We start from the raw sequence: 15,882 nt of genomic DNA, 5'->3' as shown, positions 1-15,882 counted from the left end.
CCCTACTCAATACTCGAATACGACGTTATAGAGTGCCGGGACCATTTCGACGCCCAACTGCGCCAACTTCGCCTTCATCGGCGTTACGCTTTTTTCGTAGGCTTTCCAGTAGACCTCTTCATTATCCCAAATCGCGACGTTAATAAAGTTGAATTGGCTGTCCGGCTTGGTGCTCCGGTAAAACTTCCCGCTCAGGAAACCGGGTTGCTTCGTGATATTGGCCTTCACGTCCTGCCACCACTTCACGAACTCATCTTCCTTCCTTTTCGGGACCGAAAACACGTTAATTAGGGTTACGGCCATGACGCATCCCTCCCCTCTTTCATGTTCAAATACCTCAGGACTCCGAATGTCGTCTCGCAAGAGACCGTATGAAAAGAATCTCCGTAAAATTCTTAAGAACGCTTGAGCGGGGATTGCGTTCGCGGTGCGGAATCAATCCGAATAAAAATCCTTCGGCCTTGCGCGTTGCCTAAACGTAGCCTGCACCCCGTATCTTCGTCACGGCGCCTTGAAGCGGCGGGCAAAAGAAATCGGATAGGCCGCCGAACGAATCCCGATCATCGGATCGGCCGGCTCGACGCCCGCCGTCACGTTTCCCGGGAGGAAGAGCCATTTATCCGCGGTGTGACTCTCCGTCGTCGATTTCGTGATCGCGATCGTGCCCAATTCGACGATCTTTCGCGTGTCCGGCCACGCCGTCGAGGGGTCGTCGATCTTGTCCTCCGGCTTGGCCACTTGCAGGAACAGTTTGAAATTGACGGGGCCGCGATGAAGCCGTTTGCCGATCTCATCGACCAGGTAGTCCGGGCCCATCTTCGCAAGCTGCTCCTTGGAGAGCGCATGCTTGCCGGCGAACGGCAGGATCTGATAGCGACCGAAGGTGACGACCCCTTTCGCGTTCGTGAATTTGAAGGCATTGATCCCGTAATACGCCACGGTTCCGTAACTCACCGGCGGCGGCTTGGGGGCCGTCACGAAGGCCTGTGCGGCGGGATGCGAGCCCAGGAAGGTCTCCATCGCCGTGGGATGGGGCGCGTCGGGACCGCTCGCCGCGATGGCAAGCAGAAAATCCCTGAACTCTTCCGCCGTGGCGACGGGGAATCCGTTGACGGAAAGGGACACGATATCCGTCTTGGACCCGTCCGGAAGTGTAAATTTCATGGCCATGCCGCGCGGCATCTCGTTCGTATCGGGAACGTCCGGGAGTCCCGAACCATCCGAGAAGCGGACCGTCACGGGAACCGGGCTCTTTTGCTTTTGAAAGTGAGCAGCCTGGCTCACGGACGCCGCCGACGCGCTCGGCGTGAACGTGCCCTCCACGATGACGCCCTTTGCGTGATTGGCCCGCGCTCCGGGATGAGCGCCGTACACGGCGTTGAAGGCATCGACGATCTGCTCGGGCAGCGATTTCTGACTCGGAGGCGCTTCCTGAGCAGGGGAAATGGTCGGGTTAACGAGGAATAAGACGAACAGTAGGGTTGCGAGTGATTTCCACATGGGTTGGTCCTCCCGCGTTGATTTACCTGTCCCGGTTTGTAAATTTTCACACGCGATGAAATTCTCTCACCCTTCCGGGGCTTGGTCAAGACATTCCACGGTCAGTTGCGTAGGGGCGGGTTTGAAACCCGCCCCTACTATGCGGAGAACAAATTCGCAAAGGCCTTGCCCTATGGCATCCGCCGATCTTTCTTTTTTGACGATGTATGGACCTGGCCCTAAGCCTCGTGTTTGCCGGACGGGGACTCCGTATGAACTCAAAGGCGAGCCGTCACCCGCAAGAACGTGGCCGGGATTGAAGTGCCGCCGTTGGTACTCTGGTTTTGCGCTTTCACCAGGTCCAAAAGCTGGCCGTGGAGTTCCTCCACTTTTCCGCTCTTCTCGGCGGCCTCGAACGCGTTCATGGTCGGCCCATAGTATCGTCGAAACGATTCGACGAGATCGGCCGGACTTTTATCGGGCGATATAAAATGGTAGGTGTCCTTGACCATGGATATTTTTTCCTTGGGCACTCCGGCCCGACCAAAACGCTCGGTGATGTGCGTATCCACTCCCCAGGTCATCGGACTGACGCAGCCTTCCGGAGGCGGAGGCGTGAACGACGAACTGATTTTCAGAAGCTGCGAAACGAAGGAAGTCGGATCGTCGGGGATCCAGTTGCCCATCACAACGCGGCCGCCGGGTTTTGTGACCCGGACCATCTCCTTGGCGACGTCGAAAGGCCTGGGGGCGAACATGGCGCCGAATACGGAAAGCGTCAAATCGAAGGAATGGTCGCGAACCCCTTGCAAGTTGGTGGCATCTCCCTCTTGAAATGTCAGCCGGCGGAGACCCGCCTCCGCCGCCCTTTTTTTCCCGGCCTCAACGAGGTTCCGGGCAATATCGATTCCGACGACTTCCGCCCCCAAACGGGCCAGCGGAACCGCCGTCGTGCCGTCGCCGCAGCCGAGGTCCAATGCCCGCAGCGGCGTCGTAATCCCGAGCGATTTAACGACGGCCTCTCCGGATTCTCTCATCAAGGCGGCAATCCGGGTAAAGTCGCCTTTCTCCCACAACGCTTTGTTTGGATTCATGATGGGTCCCTCCTTAATTGTGAATCGTTAATAATAGCGAATGCCTCCGCTTGTGCTCTCAGGCCGGCGCGACGTTCTGGTTCACACGAAAAAGATTGTCCGGGTCGTATCCCCGATCTTACCGGCATGCAATTTGGTCGTGGTGTCCTCCTTTTTCCGTGTTGTGGTTAACGGCGCCCGTCATCCGTATCAGACGGGAGTCATCGCTTCCCGGGCGGCCCAGCCGCCGAACCCCTTCACAACGGCCGGTCATCAATACAAACAGACAAGTCTGTCTTGTCCGGAAACAAAAAAATCAGCGAAGCAGGCGCTTGACCGCCCTGACCGCATCCCGAAACGGCTCCGGATTGTGGTAGATCTGGGCCATGGCCAAGGCCCCCGAAAGAATCAGCACGAAGTCGTCGGCCGCCTGTTCCGTATCGCGGTTCCTCCAAGACGCGCCCCCGGCCTTCTTAAGCTCCTTCATCAACCGTCCGACCAGTCGGCGCACCGCGAGATAGTGCTCTTTGCTTTCCCGGCGCACCGGGTTGGCGGGATCGGTGATTTCGGAGGATATATTCAGGTACGCGCAGCCCCGGTAGTCTCGCTCCCGCGACCAGGGGATGAGGGACTCGATGAGTCCGATGAGCTTCTCGTACGGTCCCGGAAACCTCTCGAGGTATTTCTCCATGAGGAGGCTCTCCTCCCGGTTCATGGACTCCACATAGGCGAAGGCCAGGGATTCCTTGGAGGGAAAGTGCGCGTAAAACGTAGCCTTGGCGACGCCGGACTTTCGGATGATCTTGTTGATCCCGGTCGCGCGATACCCGCTGCGATAGAAAAGCTCCCGGGCGGTGTCGAGGATCCGCCGGCGCGCTTCGCTCTCTGTGTGGGGATTGGCCATGTCGTTAATGTACACTAGACAGACTTGTCTGTCAAGTCCTAATTTTTCTCCCCGCACGGAAGGGTCGGGCCCCGCGCACGCGAACGGCGAGCCGGGGCGGAAAGGGTGTAGCGGCAGGAACCAAAGGCCAGCGGTTTGAGGAGCAACATCCGGGCGCGTAACCATCTGTCCATGAAATCGGGGCTACCTCACTCTGACCCCATTTCCGGCCTCTTCGATTGACAAGAAGGCAAGCGATGGCCTATTCTGAGGAGGCTTTTGGGGTCGCCATCCATCGATACGGGTTCCTGTATGTCCGACGCTGATAAAATTGTCCGGCATTTCCGACAGATTCTTCTCTGGCCCCTCCAGCTCATGCCCATCCGTGAGGATGCACCGATCCAGAAGCACTGGGAATTGTTGCAGAAGGCGGGTCCCGGCAATCCCTGGCGGGAACTGGAGGATGAGTTCACGGGAGACCCCGGCCAGTTTCAGGAGCGGCATTACAGCGAATTCGTGACTTTTCTGCCCTATGTCCAGCGCTTCCTCTACGGGGAGGGAAAATGGAGCGGATCGGACGTCCATGAGGGATCCTCGATCCGCGTCTTTCGCCGCGGCGACATCGCCAAGATGCGGGTGACGTTTCCCGGCTCCCCGGCCTCACCCGTGACCTTGACCGTGGCCCACGTGGACCTCTATTTTTTTTACGACATCGATGTGGCCATCCTGGTCGTGGAGGTCTATGCCGACGACCTGCCGTTGGGGCAGGCGCAGAACGCGCTGTTCCGTTTGGGCCGTTGTTATCCCACCTACTGGGAGCCGGACGGACATGGCGGCCACTGTCCCAAGCAGGTGGAATGGCTCTCTTCCGAGGGCAGGGTGCTCGCGGTGTCCGACTATGAGAACCGGGAGAAATATCTCTCGTTCGTCTGCCGGTACCGGTCGCCGGGCATCGCCTCCCACTGGGAATTTCTGCTCGAACCGCTGGTGTTCCACCATTCGGGGAAGAAGGGCGCCATCCGGTACCGTCAGATCGAATACCATCTCATGCCGGTGATGGCCTATCTCAGCATGGACGATCCGGGGGCGTTGACCCGGGCGGAATTCGTGCGGGTGGGGTTGGCGACCGCGCCGGGCGCGCCCGAGGCCTTACCCTACTCGGAGCGTATTCTGCGCGACTTTGAAGACCGTTGTTGCTACGACCGATACTGGAACGGGCCGGGGAAGGGCCCCTCGGGAACCCGCTTCATGTGCACCGGGCGCGTGTTCACGATGGTTGCGGACCGCGGGGAACGCGTCTTCGTGGACCGCAAGACCGATCTTGAACAATTCCGGCACGAGTACTTTCTGTTGTTCCTGATTCCGCATTTTCACAAGGCCGCCCTGCTGATGCTCGCCGACCGCCTCGTGGAGGCCATCAATGCGTTGGATGTGACCCGCAGGGACTCCGTGCGGCAGTTCCGGCGCGTCATTCGCCAGACGCTGGGGGTTTTTCTGCGTTTCGCCCATCGCTATTGGTCCCATGAGGTTTCGGATCACCGTCAGGTGAAGGAGCTGTTTCGAATGCTAAGCGAGCATCTGGGCACGGAACGGTTGTTTGAAGAACTCCGATCCGAGATCGAGGACATGAGCCAGTATCTCGACAGCGAAGCGCTGCGCCGGCAGAACGAGACGATGGTGCGCCTGACCGTGGTGGCCACGGTCGGCTTGATCGGCGTCATAACGACCGGAGTTTTTGGGATGAACCTGTTTGCGTTTGCGGAGGATCCGGCGATATGGCGACTGGGCTACTTTCTGCTCGTTCTGATTCCGACCATCGGTGTAACTCTCTACGCCGTGAAGAAGTCCCGGCGGCTGTCGGACTTTCTTGAAACCCTTGCCGACGAGAATCGGTCGTCAAGGGAGAAACTTGCGGCCTTTGTCGCCGTGTGGAAGACAACGCATAAACCGTAGAGGTTCGAGGGAAAGCATTAAGGCGGAAGAGGGAGTCGGGTTACCGCTTTTGACGGATGCGCGCTTCGACCGAATCGGGCCGCAAAGGCTTGTCGCAGGGCTCGAAGGCAGGTCCGAGTTCGAGCACGGTGTCCTCGTCGTCCTATCCGCCGGCAATGGCTCCGACAATCAAAAACGGTTCCTCACCCGACGCCACCGCATCGGGCAAGGGGGCGTCCGACGACTCGAAGGAAAGATCCTCCCCGCAAGCGAAAAATCGCAGGAAGGGCCGGCGCTGCTTGGTTGTATGATCGCGAATCGTTCCTGAAAGCATCGGGTACCGTGCTTCAAGCGCGTCGAGGATCGCGCGCGGCGTGACGGGACCTTCAATCTCCAGGCCCACCTCGCCGCCGACCCGAGCCAAGGTCCGCAAATGATACGGAATCACCACTCGTATCACGGGAGAACCTGGGCCTCCACCGATAGCACGGCCGGGAGATCCCGGACGATGGGCGACCATGTGTCGCCGGCGTCGGCCGAGGCGTATACCTGCCCGCCGGTGGTGCCGAAATAGACGCCGCACTTGTCGAGCGAGTCCACCGCCATCGCATCGCGAAGGATGTCGACGTAACAGTCCTTCTGCGGGAGACCCTTGGTCAGCGCCTCCCACTCGTTCCCGCCCGCGCGGCTGCGGTAGACCCGGAGTTTTCCGTCGGGCGGGTAGTGTTCCGAGTCGCTCTTGATCGGGACGACGTAAATCGTCTCAGGCTCGTGGGCGTGGACGTCGATCACGAACCCGAAATCGCTCGGCAGGTTTCCGCTGATCTCCCGCCACGATTCGCCGCCGTCGTCGCTGCGCATGACGTCCCAGTGTTTCTGCATGAAAAGCACCTCCGGGCGCGACCGGTGCATCGCGACGTGGTGGACGCAGTGGCCCACCTCGGCGTTGGGGTCGGGAATGAATTGGGAAACCAGTCCGCGATTGACGGGCCGCCAACTCTGGCCGGCGTCGTCGGTCCGGAACACCCCGGCCGCCGAGATGGCGATGTACATTCGATCGCGATTTGTCTCGTCGAGAAGGATCGTGTGCAGTCCCATGCCGCCGGCGCCGGGCATCCATTGGGGGCCCGTGCCGTGGCCGCGCAAGCCCGCGAGCTCCTGCCAGGTCCGGCCGCCGTCGGTGGTGCGGAAGAGCGCCGCGTCCTCGACGCCGGCGTAGACGGTGTCCGGGTCGGTCAGCGACGGCTCGAGATGCCAGACGCGCTTGAACTCCCAGGGGTGGGGCGTGCCGTCGTACCACTGGTGCGTGGTGAGGGGTTTGCCGGTCCCGGGGGAAACATCGTAGAGGAACTTGTTGCTTTCGCCCATCGGCATCCCGTCCGGGGACTTCGTCGGCTCGCCCGGTTTTGTGCCGGGTTGGAACCAGGTCCGGCCGCCGTCGTCCGAACGTTGAATGATCTGTCCGAACCAACTGCTGGTCTGCGACACGTATAAGCGGTCCGGGTCGGCGGGCGAACCCTTGGCATGATAGATCTCCCAGCCCCCGAAATGAGGACCGTTGACCTCCCACTTCTCGCGCTTGCCGTCCGATGTCAGGATGAAGGCGCCCTTGCGCGTGCCGACCAGAACCCGCACTTTGCTCATGATGAATTCTCCTTTCTAATCGGGGCGGCCCATCCCCTTATCTTGCCATGTTTGATCAAAGGCCTGCTTCAACTTCTTCATCTCGAGTTTGGTCATCTGAAGCAACTCTTTCATGACCCGTTCCGATTTCTTCGGGTCCTTGGCCTGCATCAGCTCGCCCAACCCGGCGGGGACGATCTGCCAGGATAGGCCGTACTTGTCTTTGAGCCATCCGCATGGCCCGGGCTTTCCGCCCTCGGAGAGCTTCTCCCAATACCGATCGATCTCTCGCTGTGTTTTGCAGTTCACGATGAATGATACCGCCTCCGTAAATTTAAAAATCGGGCCGCCGTTTAACGCGAGAACGTTTTGCCCCTCGAGCCGAAAGGATACGGTCATGACCGTTCCCTTCGGTTGTCCGGAGACCTTCGCACCCGATTCTCCATAGCGGGTTATTTTCAGGATCTTTGAATTCTTAAAAATTGAGATATAGAACTTTACGGCTTCTTCGGCCCGGTTGTCAAACCACAGACACGGGGTGATTTTCTGCATGGGGGCCTCCGGCCTCTGTCCTTCTCATGGATGCTTCTGTTTCTCGATCTGCGCCCGGACGGCCGGGCTGTCCGCGGCTTTCTTGACGTCGGGAGGAAAATCCGACATCTCGAACACCTGGCGGATCTCGATCACGTCGCCGTCCGCCGCGGGGACCCGGCGGGCCCAATTAACCGCCTCTTCTTTCGATTTCGCCTGGATCATCCAATAGCCGCCGATCACTTCCTTCCCCTCGATATAAGGCCCGTCCGTCACGGTGGGTTTTCCCCCCCTGAAGGCGACGCGGGCGCCCTTCGAGCTCGGGTGAAGCCCGTCGAGCGCGATGAGCGCCCCGGTCTTTGTCAGCTCCTCATTATACTTCATCATCTTTTCGACCGCATCCGCGGGCGGGGTGAACCCTTCCCCCGCCCTTTCGGCCGCCGGGGTGTCGGGTTGGTAGACCTTCGGAATCATGAACATAACGAATCGCATTGTAACACCTCCTGTTGGTTGATCATCGTTGTGACGGGGTTCAAGGCGCCACGTAGACCATCCATCCCACACCGAAGCGGTCGGCGACCATGCCGAAGCGCGGCGAGAAGAAGGTCTTCGATAACGGCATCCGCACCTGCCCCCCATCGGCGAGCGCCGAAAAGCACCGGTCGGCTTCCCCCTCATTCGGCACCGTAAGGGACAGCGAGAAACCCTCGAAATTTGGTTTCCCCAGACAATGACCGTCGGAAGCCAGCACCGTGGTCTCGCCGATGCGAAGGCTCGCGTGCAGCACTTTGTTATCGGAACCGGGCGGCACCATGCCCGGCTGAGGGGGCTCCGGGCTGTCTTGGTAGCGCATCAGCATCGTCACCTCGGCGCCGAGCGCTTTCCTGTAGAACTCGACCGCCTCCTCGCAGCGGCCGTCGAAGAATAAATAGGGTTGGACTTGCATGGTCATGTCTCCTTTCTGTCGGTGCAGCGTTCATCGGAGAGCTGGCGAATCTCGGTCTCCCCCTCCCAGCCCGGCCAGTGCTCCGCGAGCAAATGCATGAAGCGCGTCATCAGGTAGATGGCGTCCCGTTTCGACTTGAACTCGTACACCCCGTAGCCCCCGACCACCTCTTTGCTCTCGATAAACGGCCCGTCGGTCACGGTCAGCTTCCCGGAGGCCAGCCGGAGGCGCGCGCCCGCCTCGCTCGGCAAGAGCCGGCTTCCATCGATCAAGACGCCTTCTTTGATGCTTTCTTCGCGGAACTTCGCCATGGCTTCCGTAAAACCTTCGGCGGGCGCGCGCCCATTTTCGGCAGACTTGACAATCGCCATGAATCTCATTTTCCTATCTCCTTTTGCTTCGATTAGTCAACGAATTTCATCCCTCCTTCTTCGACCGCCGCTTCTCGCTGTCGCGGATCATCTCGGTCAAATCCGCGGCCGGGCGAATTTCAAAGGGACCTCCCCGCACACCCGGGTGCTTCGACATCAATTGGATGGCGTGGTTCAGGTCCTTGGCTTCGAGAATCAAAATCCCGCCCAACTGCTCCTTCGTTTCCGCGTAGGGGCCGTCGGTGACGGTCACTTTTCCGTTCTGGAACCTTAAGGTCGTGGCGTTTTGAGGGGGCTGAAGCGCTTCGCCGCCCGCAAAGTGACCGTTCTTCCGAAGCACGTCGTCGTACTCGAAACAGCCGTCGACGAAAGCATTCACCTCGCTTTCGGACATCCCCTCCCACTTCTTCGGATCCATGTATCCAAGGCAGATGTATTTCATGGGTGCCTCCTATTTTTTGGGGCTCGCGTCGCCCCCTCCACCGGCATGGCCGGATGGAGCAGCTCGACTGAGCTCGCCGAAGTCCTCCCCCTCTCGCTCGCTCCCGCTCGCCAGGGGGGACATCCACGAGCCTCGTGAATGGTTATCGTATACACCCTATTGTCGTTCGGCAATGCCCGAAATCGACAACCGACCGATTATTTTTTTAGCTCATCCAGCCGTCTATTGAGAAACCGCCGCTCCGGCTCCTGCCGAGTCAATCCGAGCGCCCGTTCGTAGGAGACCCGGGCCTCCGCCGTCCTTCCCAGTCGCCGGCAGAGATCCGCACGCGCGGAGTGCGCGAGGTGGTATTGGGCCAGGTCACCGCGCGCGAGGATGGCATCGATGAGGGAAAGACCCGCCGAAGGACCGTCTCTCATCGCGACCGCCACGGCCCGGTTCAATTCGACCACGGGCGAGGGTTCGATTTGCGCCAGCAGGTCGTAAAGAGCGACAATCCGGGCCCAATCGGTAGCCGCGGGAGCGGCCGCCTCGGCATGCACCGCCGCGATCGCGGCCTGGAGCGTATAGGGGCCCAAGCGGCGCGAGGACAAGGCGCGTTCCACCGTCGCCACTCCCTCCTTGATCTGGTCGTGATTCCACTTCGATCGATCCTGGTCCTCTAACAGAATGAGGTCGCCCGTCGGCGAGGTTCGTGCGACGCGCCTCGATTCCTGAAGAAGCATCAGCGCCAGCAGCCCGACCGCCTCGGGCTCGGGCAGGAGATCGACCAGCAGGCGCCCCAAACGGATCGCTTCGCCCGACAGATCGGCCCGCGTCAAGGCCCCTCCCGACGACGCGGCGTAGCCCTCGTTGAAGACGAGATAGATCACCCGCAGCACCGCGTCGAGCCGGCCCGGCAGCTCTGGGCGCGCGGGCACCTCATAGGGGATGCGCGCCTCGCGGATCTTCGCCTTGGCCCGTACGATGCGCTGCGCCAGGGTGGATGCAGAGGTGAGGAAGGCGTGGGCGATCTCCTCGGTCGTGAGGCCGCAGACCTCGCGCAGGGTGAGGGCGATCTGCGCGTCCGGAGACAGGGCCGGGTGACAGCAGGTGAAGACCAGCCGCAGCCGATCGTCCTCGACGTCCTCGTCTTCTCCCTCCGCGGTATTCTCGCCGGCCGCGGCGGGCTCGGGAACATCGTCGAGCGGCTCAAACCGTGCGCGCCGGCGCATGGCGTCGATGGCCTTGAAGCGTCCGGCCGACACCAGCCATGCACGGGGATTGGCGGGTACACCGTCGCGCGGCCACTGTTCCAGCGCGGCCCGGAAGGCATCCTGCAGCGCCTCCTCGGCAAGATCGAAATCTCCGAGAAGCCGGATCAGGGTCGCGAAGACGCGGCGCGACTCGGCCTGGTAGACGGCGTCCACCTTATCCCGGATGCGCTCCGTGAGGTCTCCGTTCATCAGCGGCGCTCCCGCGTCTCCTGGCGATCGAATATAAGATTATTCATGGGGTCCTTACGAATCGGGGTGAAACGCCGCTCGACATCCCGTAGTCGAACGGCCGAGCCGCAAATTGACAACGGGATTTTCGCCGGGCCGTAGGCTTGCAGGAACCTGTCCTCTAATATGGGGCCTTATCGGGGGGTCAGTCAAGTCAAGAAAAAAACGGGGTCTGAAATGGGCGAAAGGCGGGGATGGTCCATTCTCGTAGGGGCGGGTTTGAAACCCGCCCCTACCGAAAGCCAACCCATCAATCGCCGTCGTCGTCCGCGGCATCCTCGACGGCCGTCGTCGGAACACCGGCCTTCGCCTTGGCCGGCGCTTCCTTGACCCCCTGATCGCGGATCTGCATCCGGCCGTTGATGGGGAGCGCGTCGAGCAGCACCGTCTCGCTCCCGTCGTAATTTCCGAAGGCGGCGCCGATCCGGATCCAGTAGCTCTTTCCGCCCCGATCCACCACCGTAAAGACATGCCGCGCCGGGCGGGATTTTTTCTTTCCGTTCTCGTTGTCCATGGCATCCTCCATTGTTTAAGGTCTTATCCTCCGCCCGTGGAGATTGCAGGATGCATACCATGAAAATGGGCGCGTAAATACTCACTTAAAATCGAAAATCATGAATAGGGATTCAGGTCGGCAGGACGGGATGCATGACGGTTCAGATCGGCGGGAACAACTCTCTGAACTTAGCTATTCTATGTCAAACCGCATAATGGGCATACGCTCTTATGACCTTCCGGTCGGGGCCGAAATGAAACACTTCGGCGGCCGGGCCCCGCGGCCCTTTGTAGTAAAGGGTGAGGCTGTCGACCCCGACCAGTATCGCGAGCAACTCAAACCGAAGTTCCGGGATGAGCTGCAGCGCCTTTGCCCAATAGGAGCCGACCCTGTTCTTGCCCTTGAGGGTACCCGAGGGCTCGCCCGCGATCTGAATAATCACGGGGGAGGACATCTCAAACTGATCCGAATAATGGGAAAGAATGCGATTGAGGTCATGACTGTTCCACGAGGCGATCCAATCGTTCGCAAAATGCTCGGCAAATTTCTTGTCGATCATGGGTCCTCTCTTCCCGCCCCGTTACGACCCCCAGGGCAACTCCCTATCTTATTCTTCGACAAATTTCAGGATCTTAGCCTGATCTTCGGGCTTCAGATCGATGAAGCCCAGGCCGATTCCGACGCCGTCGTGAACATAAAGCACCCGGGTCAGGATCTGGATGGGTTGCGGATCCTTGTCGTGAAGTTTGAACCGAAGATTGAGGTGGGTGCCCGCCGGAAAATGTTCATGCGTGTCCAGATCCATCCCGCCGACACTGAGGTCCTGGCACCGGCGGATCCCAACCCCCACGACCTCCACTTCTTTTATGAAATGGATTCTTTTGTTCTTCCGGCGCTCTTCCTGATCTGCTTCAGCCATTGGCACTCTCCGGGGTTGGGTCCAATGCCACAGTCTATTTATTACCATAATACCCTAGTTCCGCCCTCAACTTTCAACCGCAACCATCCCTAATATTCGTATTCCTGTTTTTCCCATTGCGGATTCCAGGCGACCTCCCACAAATGCCGATCGGGGTCTTCGAAATAACCGGCGTAGCCGCCGTAGAAGGTGTCGTGCGCCGGCTTGACGATCACCGCGCCCGCCCTTCGGGCCTGTTCCATCACCGCATCCACTTCTTTTTTTGAGGAGACGTTGTGCCCGAGCGTGAATTCGGTCGGGCTTGGGAGGCCGGCCGGGATGCCGGCGTCATGCGAAAGGCTTTTTCGCGGCCAGAGGGCCAGCTTCACCCCCGACTGCAACTCGAAGAAGACCACCGCGCCATGTTCAAATTCCGTCCCGACGATCCCCTCCGTCGGAAGCCCCATCCCGTCCCGGTAAAAACGCAGCGACCTTTCCAAATCGTCAACGCCGATTGTTATAACAGTAATCCGCGGTTTCATGCTTGGGCTCTCTGGGTGGGTACAACCATGATTGGATTGATCGATCAATCGGGGTTCGCAAAAAATTAAAGAACCCTGCTTTCAGAGTCGGAGATTGCGCCCGCCGTGCGGATTTAATAAGCGATGAGATCCTCTCACCTTTCCCAAACCTTGTCAAGATTTTCGAGGATCGATTGAGGAGATGGGCTGACATCGCGTTGCAGATCATCCGGCCCCTCCCGCAGTTGACTTCGGTGGGGCGGATGGACGACAATAGCTTCCGATGAAGATTCTGCTGGCCAAGCCCAGAGGTTTCTGCGCCGGGGTGGACCGTGCGATCGAGATCGTCGAGACGGCCCTCAAGCTCTACGGCCCGCCGGTCTACGTGCGGCACGAGATCGTCCACAACCGCCACGTCGTCGAGACGCTCCGCGCCAAAGGCGCCGTCTTCGTGGAAGAGCTGAACGAGGTTCCGGACGGCGTTCCGGTCATCTTCAGCGCGCACGGCGTCCCCAAGTCGGTCTGGACCGATGCGGGCAAACGAAAACTCAAGTCGATCGACGCCACCTGTCCGCTCGTGCTCAAGGTCCATCAGGAGGTCGACCGGGACCATCGCGAGGGCTACGAACTGATCCTCATCGGCCACGCCGGCCATCCCGAGGTGATCGGGACGCTGGGCCAGATCCCGGACAAGTTCCACCTCGTCAGCTCGGTGAAGGACGTGCAGAATCTGACGGTGGACGATCCCGAGCATCTCTCCTACGTCACGCAGACCACGTTGAGCATCGACGAATGCAAGGACATCGTCGAGGCGCTGCACCGGAGGTTCCCGAAGATCAAGGGGCCGCGCCAGGAGGACATCTGCTACGCCACGCAGAACCGGCAGAACGCCGTGAAGGAGGTCTCGCAGACGGCCGATCTCTTCCTGGTGCTGGGAGCGCCCAACAGCTCCAACTCAAACCGCTTGAAGGAGCTGAGCGAGCAGCGGGGCGTGCGCGCCTACCTGATCGAATCGTTCCGGGATATTCAGCCGTCCTGGTTGGAGGGGGTCGAAACGGTGGGGATCACGGCCGGCGCATCCGCGCCGGAAGTCCTGGTGCAGGAAGTGGTGGACTATCTGAAGACCCAGGGCGCGGACGCGGTCGAGGAATGGACCGTGGTGGAAGAGAACGTCCAATTCCAGCTCCCGAAGGAGCTCGTGCACGTCCGCCTTCATTGATCCGGATCGGTCGAGCCTTGTCCGAGCTTCATCGGACTGATGTGCGGCTCATACAGGATCTGGATCACGTTTCCGTCCGGGTCGGCCATGTAAAACGAGCTGCTTCCGTCCCGGTGGCGCTTGAACGGCTTGACGATCCGAACCCCCGCCTCGCGCATCCGCCGCTCGTATCCCTCCACCGCCTCGGGGCTCTCCACGACGAAACCAAAATGGTCCAGCGTTTGTCCCACGGGGTTAAACGCGGTCCGGTCCTCCTCCGACATCAAATGCAAGGCGAGATTATCGCAGCCGCTGGATAAATACACATTCTCCGGATCCGGCTCCCACACCACCGTCATCCCCAGGAGCTCCTGATAAAAGGCGCGGGCCGATTCCATATCGCTGACCCGCAGAGCAAGATGGCGCAGGCCCAGAAGCGATGGACGGCTTTCCTTCTTGTCGGTCACGATCGTCCTTGCGTATTTGAAAAATGATGGCGCACGACTGTAACGTAACGTCTTTCGCGGAGAAAAGTCAAGGCGATGACGGGATAAAAAAGGCGGAGCCCCTTTAACGGGGCTCCGCCTCCTGGAAAACCGGCAGTTATTCGCTCGGTTTATTTCACGTCGATCTTGATCTCGCGTGTCTTGGCCGCCTCCGCTTTCGGAAGGACGATCTTCAATATGCCGTCTTTGTATTCGGCCTTGATGGCGTCGGCCTTGACCGGGACCGGGAGTTCCAGCGTCCTCTGAAAGTTGCCGTAACGGCCCTCCATCCGGAAAAAACCTTCCCGCTTCTCTTCATGCTCGAACTTACGCTGTGCCTTGATCGTCAGCGCATCTTCCGTCAGCGAAAGAGACAGATCCTCCTTTTTCACTCCGGGAAGCTCGGCCTGCACGATGACCTGATCCTTCTCCTCGTACATGTCCACCGCGGGCAACCATGCCGCGGTTTGCGTCAGATCGCCGTCGCCGGTCGGCCACAACGAGCCGAACAAGCGGTCCATTTCGTCATGCATCTTTCGGAGATCCCGAAACGGCTCCCAGAGGCCCAAACGACGCTCGACATCTTTTCTGACCGGTAACATATTGAATTCCCCCTTTCTTGTTTATCTAAACTTGATACCGAATATTTCTGCTAGCACTCTTCATTGCTGAGTGCTAATTTATTTATACACCAGTCAAAATTAAGTTGTCAAGATTATTTTTAATAAATTAAATCAACCGGTTACTATATTTCGGTCGGGAAAAATGGCGGAGGAAGACCTCCCCCCTAATGAACGAGCAGGGGTTCGAGGCGGGGCCAGAAGCTATCCACGATTTTCTGATACCCAAGCGCGGTCGGATGGATTCCGTCGGCCTGATTGAGATCCGGCCGGGCCGCGACCCCTTCGAGAAAAAACGGGATCAGCGTCAGGTGATAACGGCCGGCCAGCTCCGGAAAAATCTTCTCGAACGCCCCGGTATACTCCCTTCCGTAATTCGGCGGCATGCGCATCCCGGCGAGGACGACCCGGACATGCTCCTTTTGAAGCTCTTCGATGATTTCGGCCAGGTTCTTTTCGGTTTCGACAACGCCGAGGCCGCGCAATCCGTCGTTCGCGCCCAGCTCCAGGATCACGATCTCGGGCCGGCTTTGCAAAATCCACGGGACCCGGCGAAGACCGCCGGCCGTCGTCTCGCCGCTCACCCCGCCGTTGACCACGCGATAGGAAAAGCCCGCCGCGCGGATCTTCCGCTCCAGCACGGCGGGATAGGCCTCCTCCTCCGTCACGCCGAGCCCGGCCGTCAGGCTGTCTCCGAACGCGACGATCACACCCTCCGTAGCGGAATGGGATGGCGGCGGAGAAATAGGAACGGTTTCTTTTGAACCGGCCGATCGGAGAGGACGGCCCTCGGTCGTGTCGTAGGAATTCTGCCGGCAAGCGCTCCCGCTGATGAAAAGCAGCAAAAGTATCGCCCAGGCCAACCTTAACTTACCCAACGAAACCTCCCGATATGATATT

Annotated in this window: 21 protein-coding genes; 2 read left to right on the top strand and 19 right to left on the bottom strand. The window is 59.7% G+C overall.

The genetic code is table 11. The features are described 5' to 3' along the window. Window positions 1–6 precede the first annotated feature (6 nt). The 4 genes from VMN77_03205 to VMN77_03190 form a co-directional block, all read right to left on the bottom strand. A complete protein-coding gene (locus VMN77_03205; GenBank protein HTN42786.1) occupies window positions 7–303 on the bottom strand; it encodes an antibiotic biosynthesis monooxygenase in 297 nt (98 codons plus the stop codon). 198 nt (window positions 304–501) lie between these two features. Continuing rightward, on the bottom strand, window positions 502–1,500 hold the full coding sequence (locus VMN77_03200; protein HTN42785.1) for a catalase family peroxidase: 999 nt from the start codon (window positions 1,498–1,500) through the stop codon (window positions 502–504). 257 nt (window positions 1,501–1,757) lie between these two features. Further along, window positions 1,758–2,573, bottom strand: a complete 816-nt coding sequence (locus tag VMN77_03195; protein HTN42784.1) for a class I SAM-dependent methyltransferase — start codon at window positions 2,571–2,573, stop codon at window positions 1,758–1,760. A gap of 295 nt (window positions 2,574–2,868) precedes the next feature. Next, entirely contained in the window at window positions 2,869–3,471 is a 603-nt protein-coding gene (locus VMN77_03190) for a TetR/AcrR family transcriptional regulator (GenBank protein HTN42783.1), read from the bottom strand. Window positions 3,472–3,747: 276 nt separating this feature from the next. On the opposite strand from VMN77_03190, the gene VMN77_03185 reads away from it, so the two are divergent. After that, window positions 3,748–5,388: a CorA family divalent cation transporter gene (locus VMN77_03185; GenBank protein HTN42782.1), complete on the top strand. Its 1,641-nt coding sequence runs from the start codon at window positions 3,748–3,750 to the stop codon at window positions 5,386–5,388. A gap of 142 nt (window positions 5,389–5,530) precedes the next feature. Here VMN77_03185 and VMN77_03180 read toward each other — a convergent pair whose 3' ends face one another. The 12 genes from VMN77_03180 to VMN77_03125 form a co-directional block, all read right to left on the bottom strand. Continuing rightward, window positions 5,531–5,827 (bottom strand): MoaD/ThiS family protein, encoded by a 297-nt coding sequence (locus VMN77_03180; GenBank protein HTN42781.1) that lies wholly within the window; start codon window positions 5,825–5,827, stop codon window positions 5,531–5,533. Beyond that, window positions 5,824–7,011 (bottom strand): exo-alpha-sialidase, encoded by a 1,188-nt coding sequence (locus tag VMN77_03175; GenBank protein ID HTN42780.1) that lies wholly within the window; start codon window positions 7,009–7,011, stop codon window positions 5,824–5,826. Before VMN77_03175 ends, VMN77_03180 begins: the two co-directional genes overlap by 4 nt. Window positions 7,012–7,026: 15 nt before the next feature. After that, entirely contained in the window at window positions 7,027–7,542 is a 516-nt protein-coding gene (locus tag VMN77_03170; GenBank protein ID HTN42779.1) for a VOC family protein, read from the bottom strand. 24 nt (window positions 7,543–7,566) lie between these two features. Then, on the bottom strand, window positions 7,567–8,013 hold the full coding sequence (locus tag VMN77_03165) for a YciI family protein (GenBank protein HTN42778.1): 447 nt from the start codon (window positions 8,011–8,013) through the stop codon (window positions 7,567–7,569). Window positions 8,014–8,053: 40 nt separating this feature from the next. Then, a complete protein-coding gene (locus VMN77_03160) occupies window positions 8,054–8,467 on the bottom strand; it encodes a VOC family protein (protein ID HTN42777.1) in 414 nt (137 codons plus the stop codon). A 2-nt stretch (window positions 8,468–8,469) separates the two neighbouring features. Further along, window positions 8,470–8,847 (bottom strand): YciI family protein, encoded by a 378-nt coding sequence (locus tag VMN77_03155; protein HTN42776.1) that lies wholly within the window; start codon window positions 8,845–8,847, stop codon window positions 8,470–8,472. 37 nt (window positions 8,848–8,884) lie between these two features. Beyond that, window positions 8,885–9,280 (bottom strand): YciI family protein, encoded by a 396-nt coding sequence (locus VMN77_03150; GenBank protein ID HTN42775.1) that lies wholly within the window; start codon window positions 9,278–9,280, stop codon window positions 8,885–8,887. 197 nt (window positions 9,281–9,477) lie between these two features. Then, a complete protein-coding gene (locus tag VMN77_03145) occupies window positions 9,478–10,725 on the bottom strand; it encodes an RNA polymerase sigma factor (protein HTN42774.1) in 1,248 nt (415 codons plus the stop codon). A 289-nt stretch (window positions 10,726–11,014) separates the two neighbouring features. Continuing rightward, window positions 11,015–11,278: a hypothetical protein gene (locus VMN77_03140; GenBank protein HTN42773.1), complete on the bottom strand. Its 264-nt coding sequence runs from the start codon at window positions 11,276–11,278 to the stop codon at window positions 11,015–11,017. Window positions 11,279–11,462: 184 nt separating this feature from the next. Next, a complete protein-coding gene (locus tag VMN77_03135; GenBank protein ID HTN42772.1) occupies window positions 11,463–11,819 on the bottom strand; it encodes a nuclear transport factor 2 family protein in 357 nt (118 codons plus the stop codon). Between the two features lie 48 nt (window positions 11,820–11,867). Further along, window positions 11,868–12,179: a PilZ domain-containing protein gene (locus VMN77_03130; GenBank protein HTN42771.1), complete on the bottom strand. Its 312-nt coding sequence runs from the start codon at window positions 12,177–12,179 to the stop codon at window positions 11,868–11,870. Between the two features lie 89 nt (window positions 12,180–12,268). Next, window positions 12,269–12,700 (bottom strand): VOC family protein, encoded by a 432-nt coding sequence (locus VMN77_03125; GenBank protein HTN42770.1) that lies wholly within the window; start codon window positions 12,698–12,700, stop codon window positions 12,269–12,271. Window positions 12,701–12,962: 262 nt separating this feature from the next. On the opposite strand from VMN77_03125, the gene ispH reads away from it, so the two are divergent. Next, a complete protein-coding gene (gene ispH, locus VMN77_03120; GenBank protein HTN42769.1) occupies window positions 12,963–13,898 on the top strand; it encodes a 4-hydroxy-3-methylbut-2-enyl diphosphate reductase in 936 nt (311 codons plus the stop codon). Here ispH and VMN77_03115 read toward each other — a convergent pair. The 3 genes from VMN77_03115 to VMN77_03105 form a co-directional block, all read right to left on the bottom strand. After that, window positions 13,892–14,344, bottom strand: a complete 453-nt coding sequence (locus VMN77_03115) for a VOC family protein (GenBank protein ID HTN42768.1) — start codon at window positions 14,342–14,344, stop codon at window positions 13,892–13,894. The two genes, ispH and VMN77_03115, sit on opposite strands and share 7 nt — an antisense overlap. 149 nt (window positions 14,345–14,493) lie before the next feature. Then, window positions 14,494–14,964 carry an Hsp20/alpha crystallin family protein gene (locus tag VMN77_03110; GenBank protein ID HTN42767.1) on the bottom strand — a complete coding sequence of 157 codons (471 nt, stop codon included), beginning with the start codon at window positions 14,962–14,964 and terminating at the stop codon, window positions 14,494–14,496. Window positions 14,965–15,149: 185 nt separating this feature from the next. Beyond that, window positions 15,150–15,860 (bottom strand): arylesterase, encoded by a 711-nt coding sequence (locus VMN77_03105; GenBank protein HTN42766.1) that lies wholly within the window; start codon window positions 15,858–15,860, stop codon window positions 15,150–15,152. Window positions 15,861–15,882: the final 22 nt, after the last annotated feature.

This window comes from Nitrospiria bacterium, from assembly GCA_035498035.1.
Classification (GTDB): domain Bacteria; phylum Nitrospirota; class Nitrospiria; order JACQBZ01; family JACQBZ01; genus JACQBZ01.
This window is presented reverse-complemented; position numbering and strand designations above follow the sequence as displayed.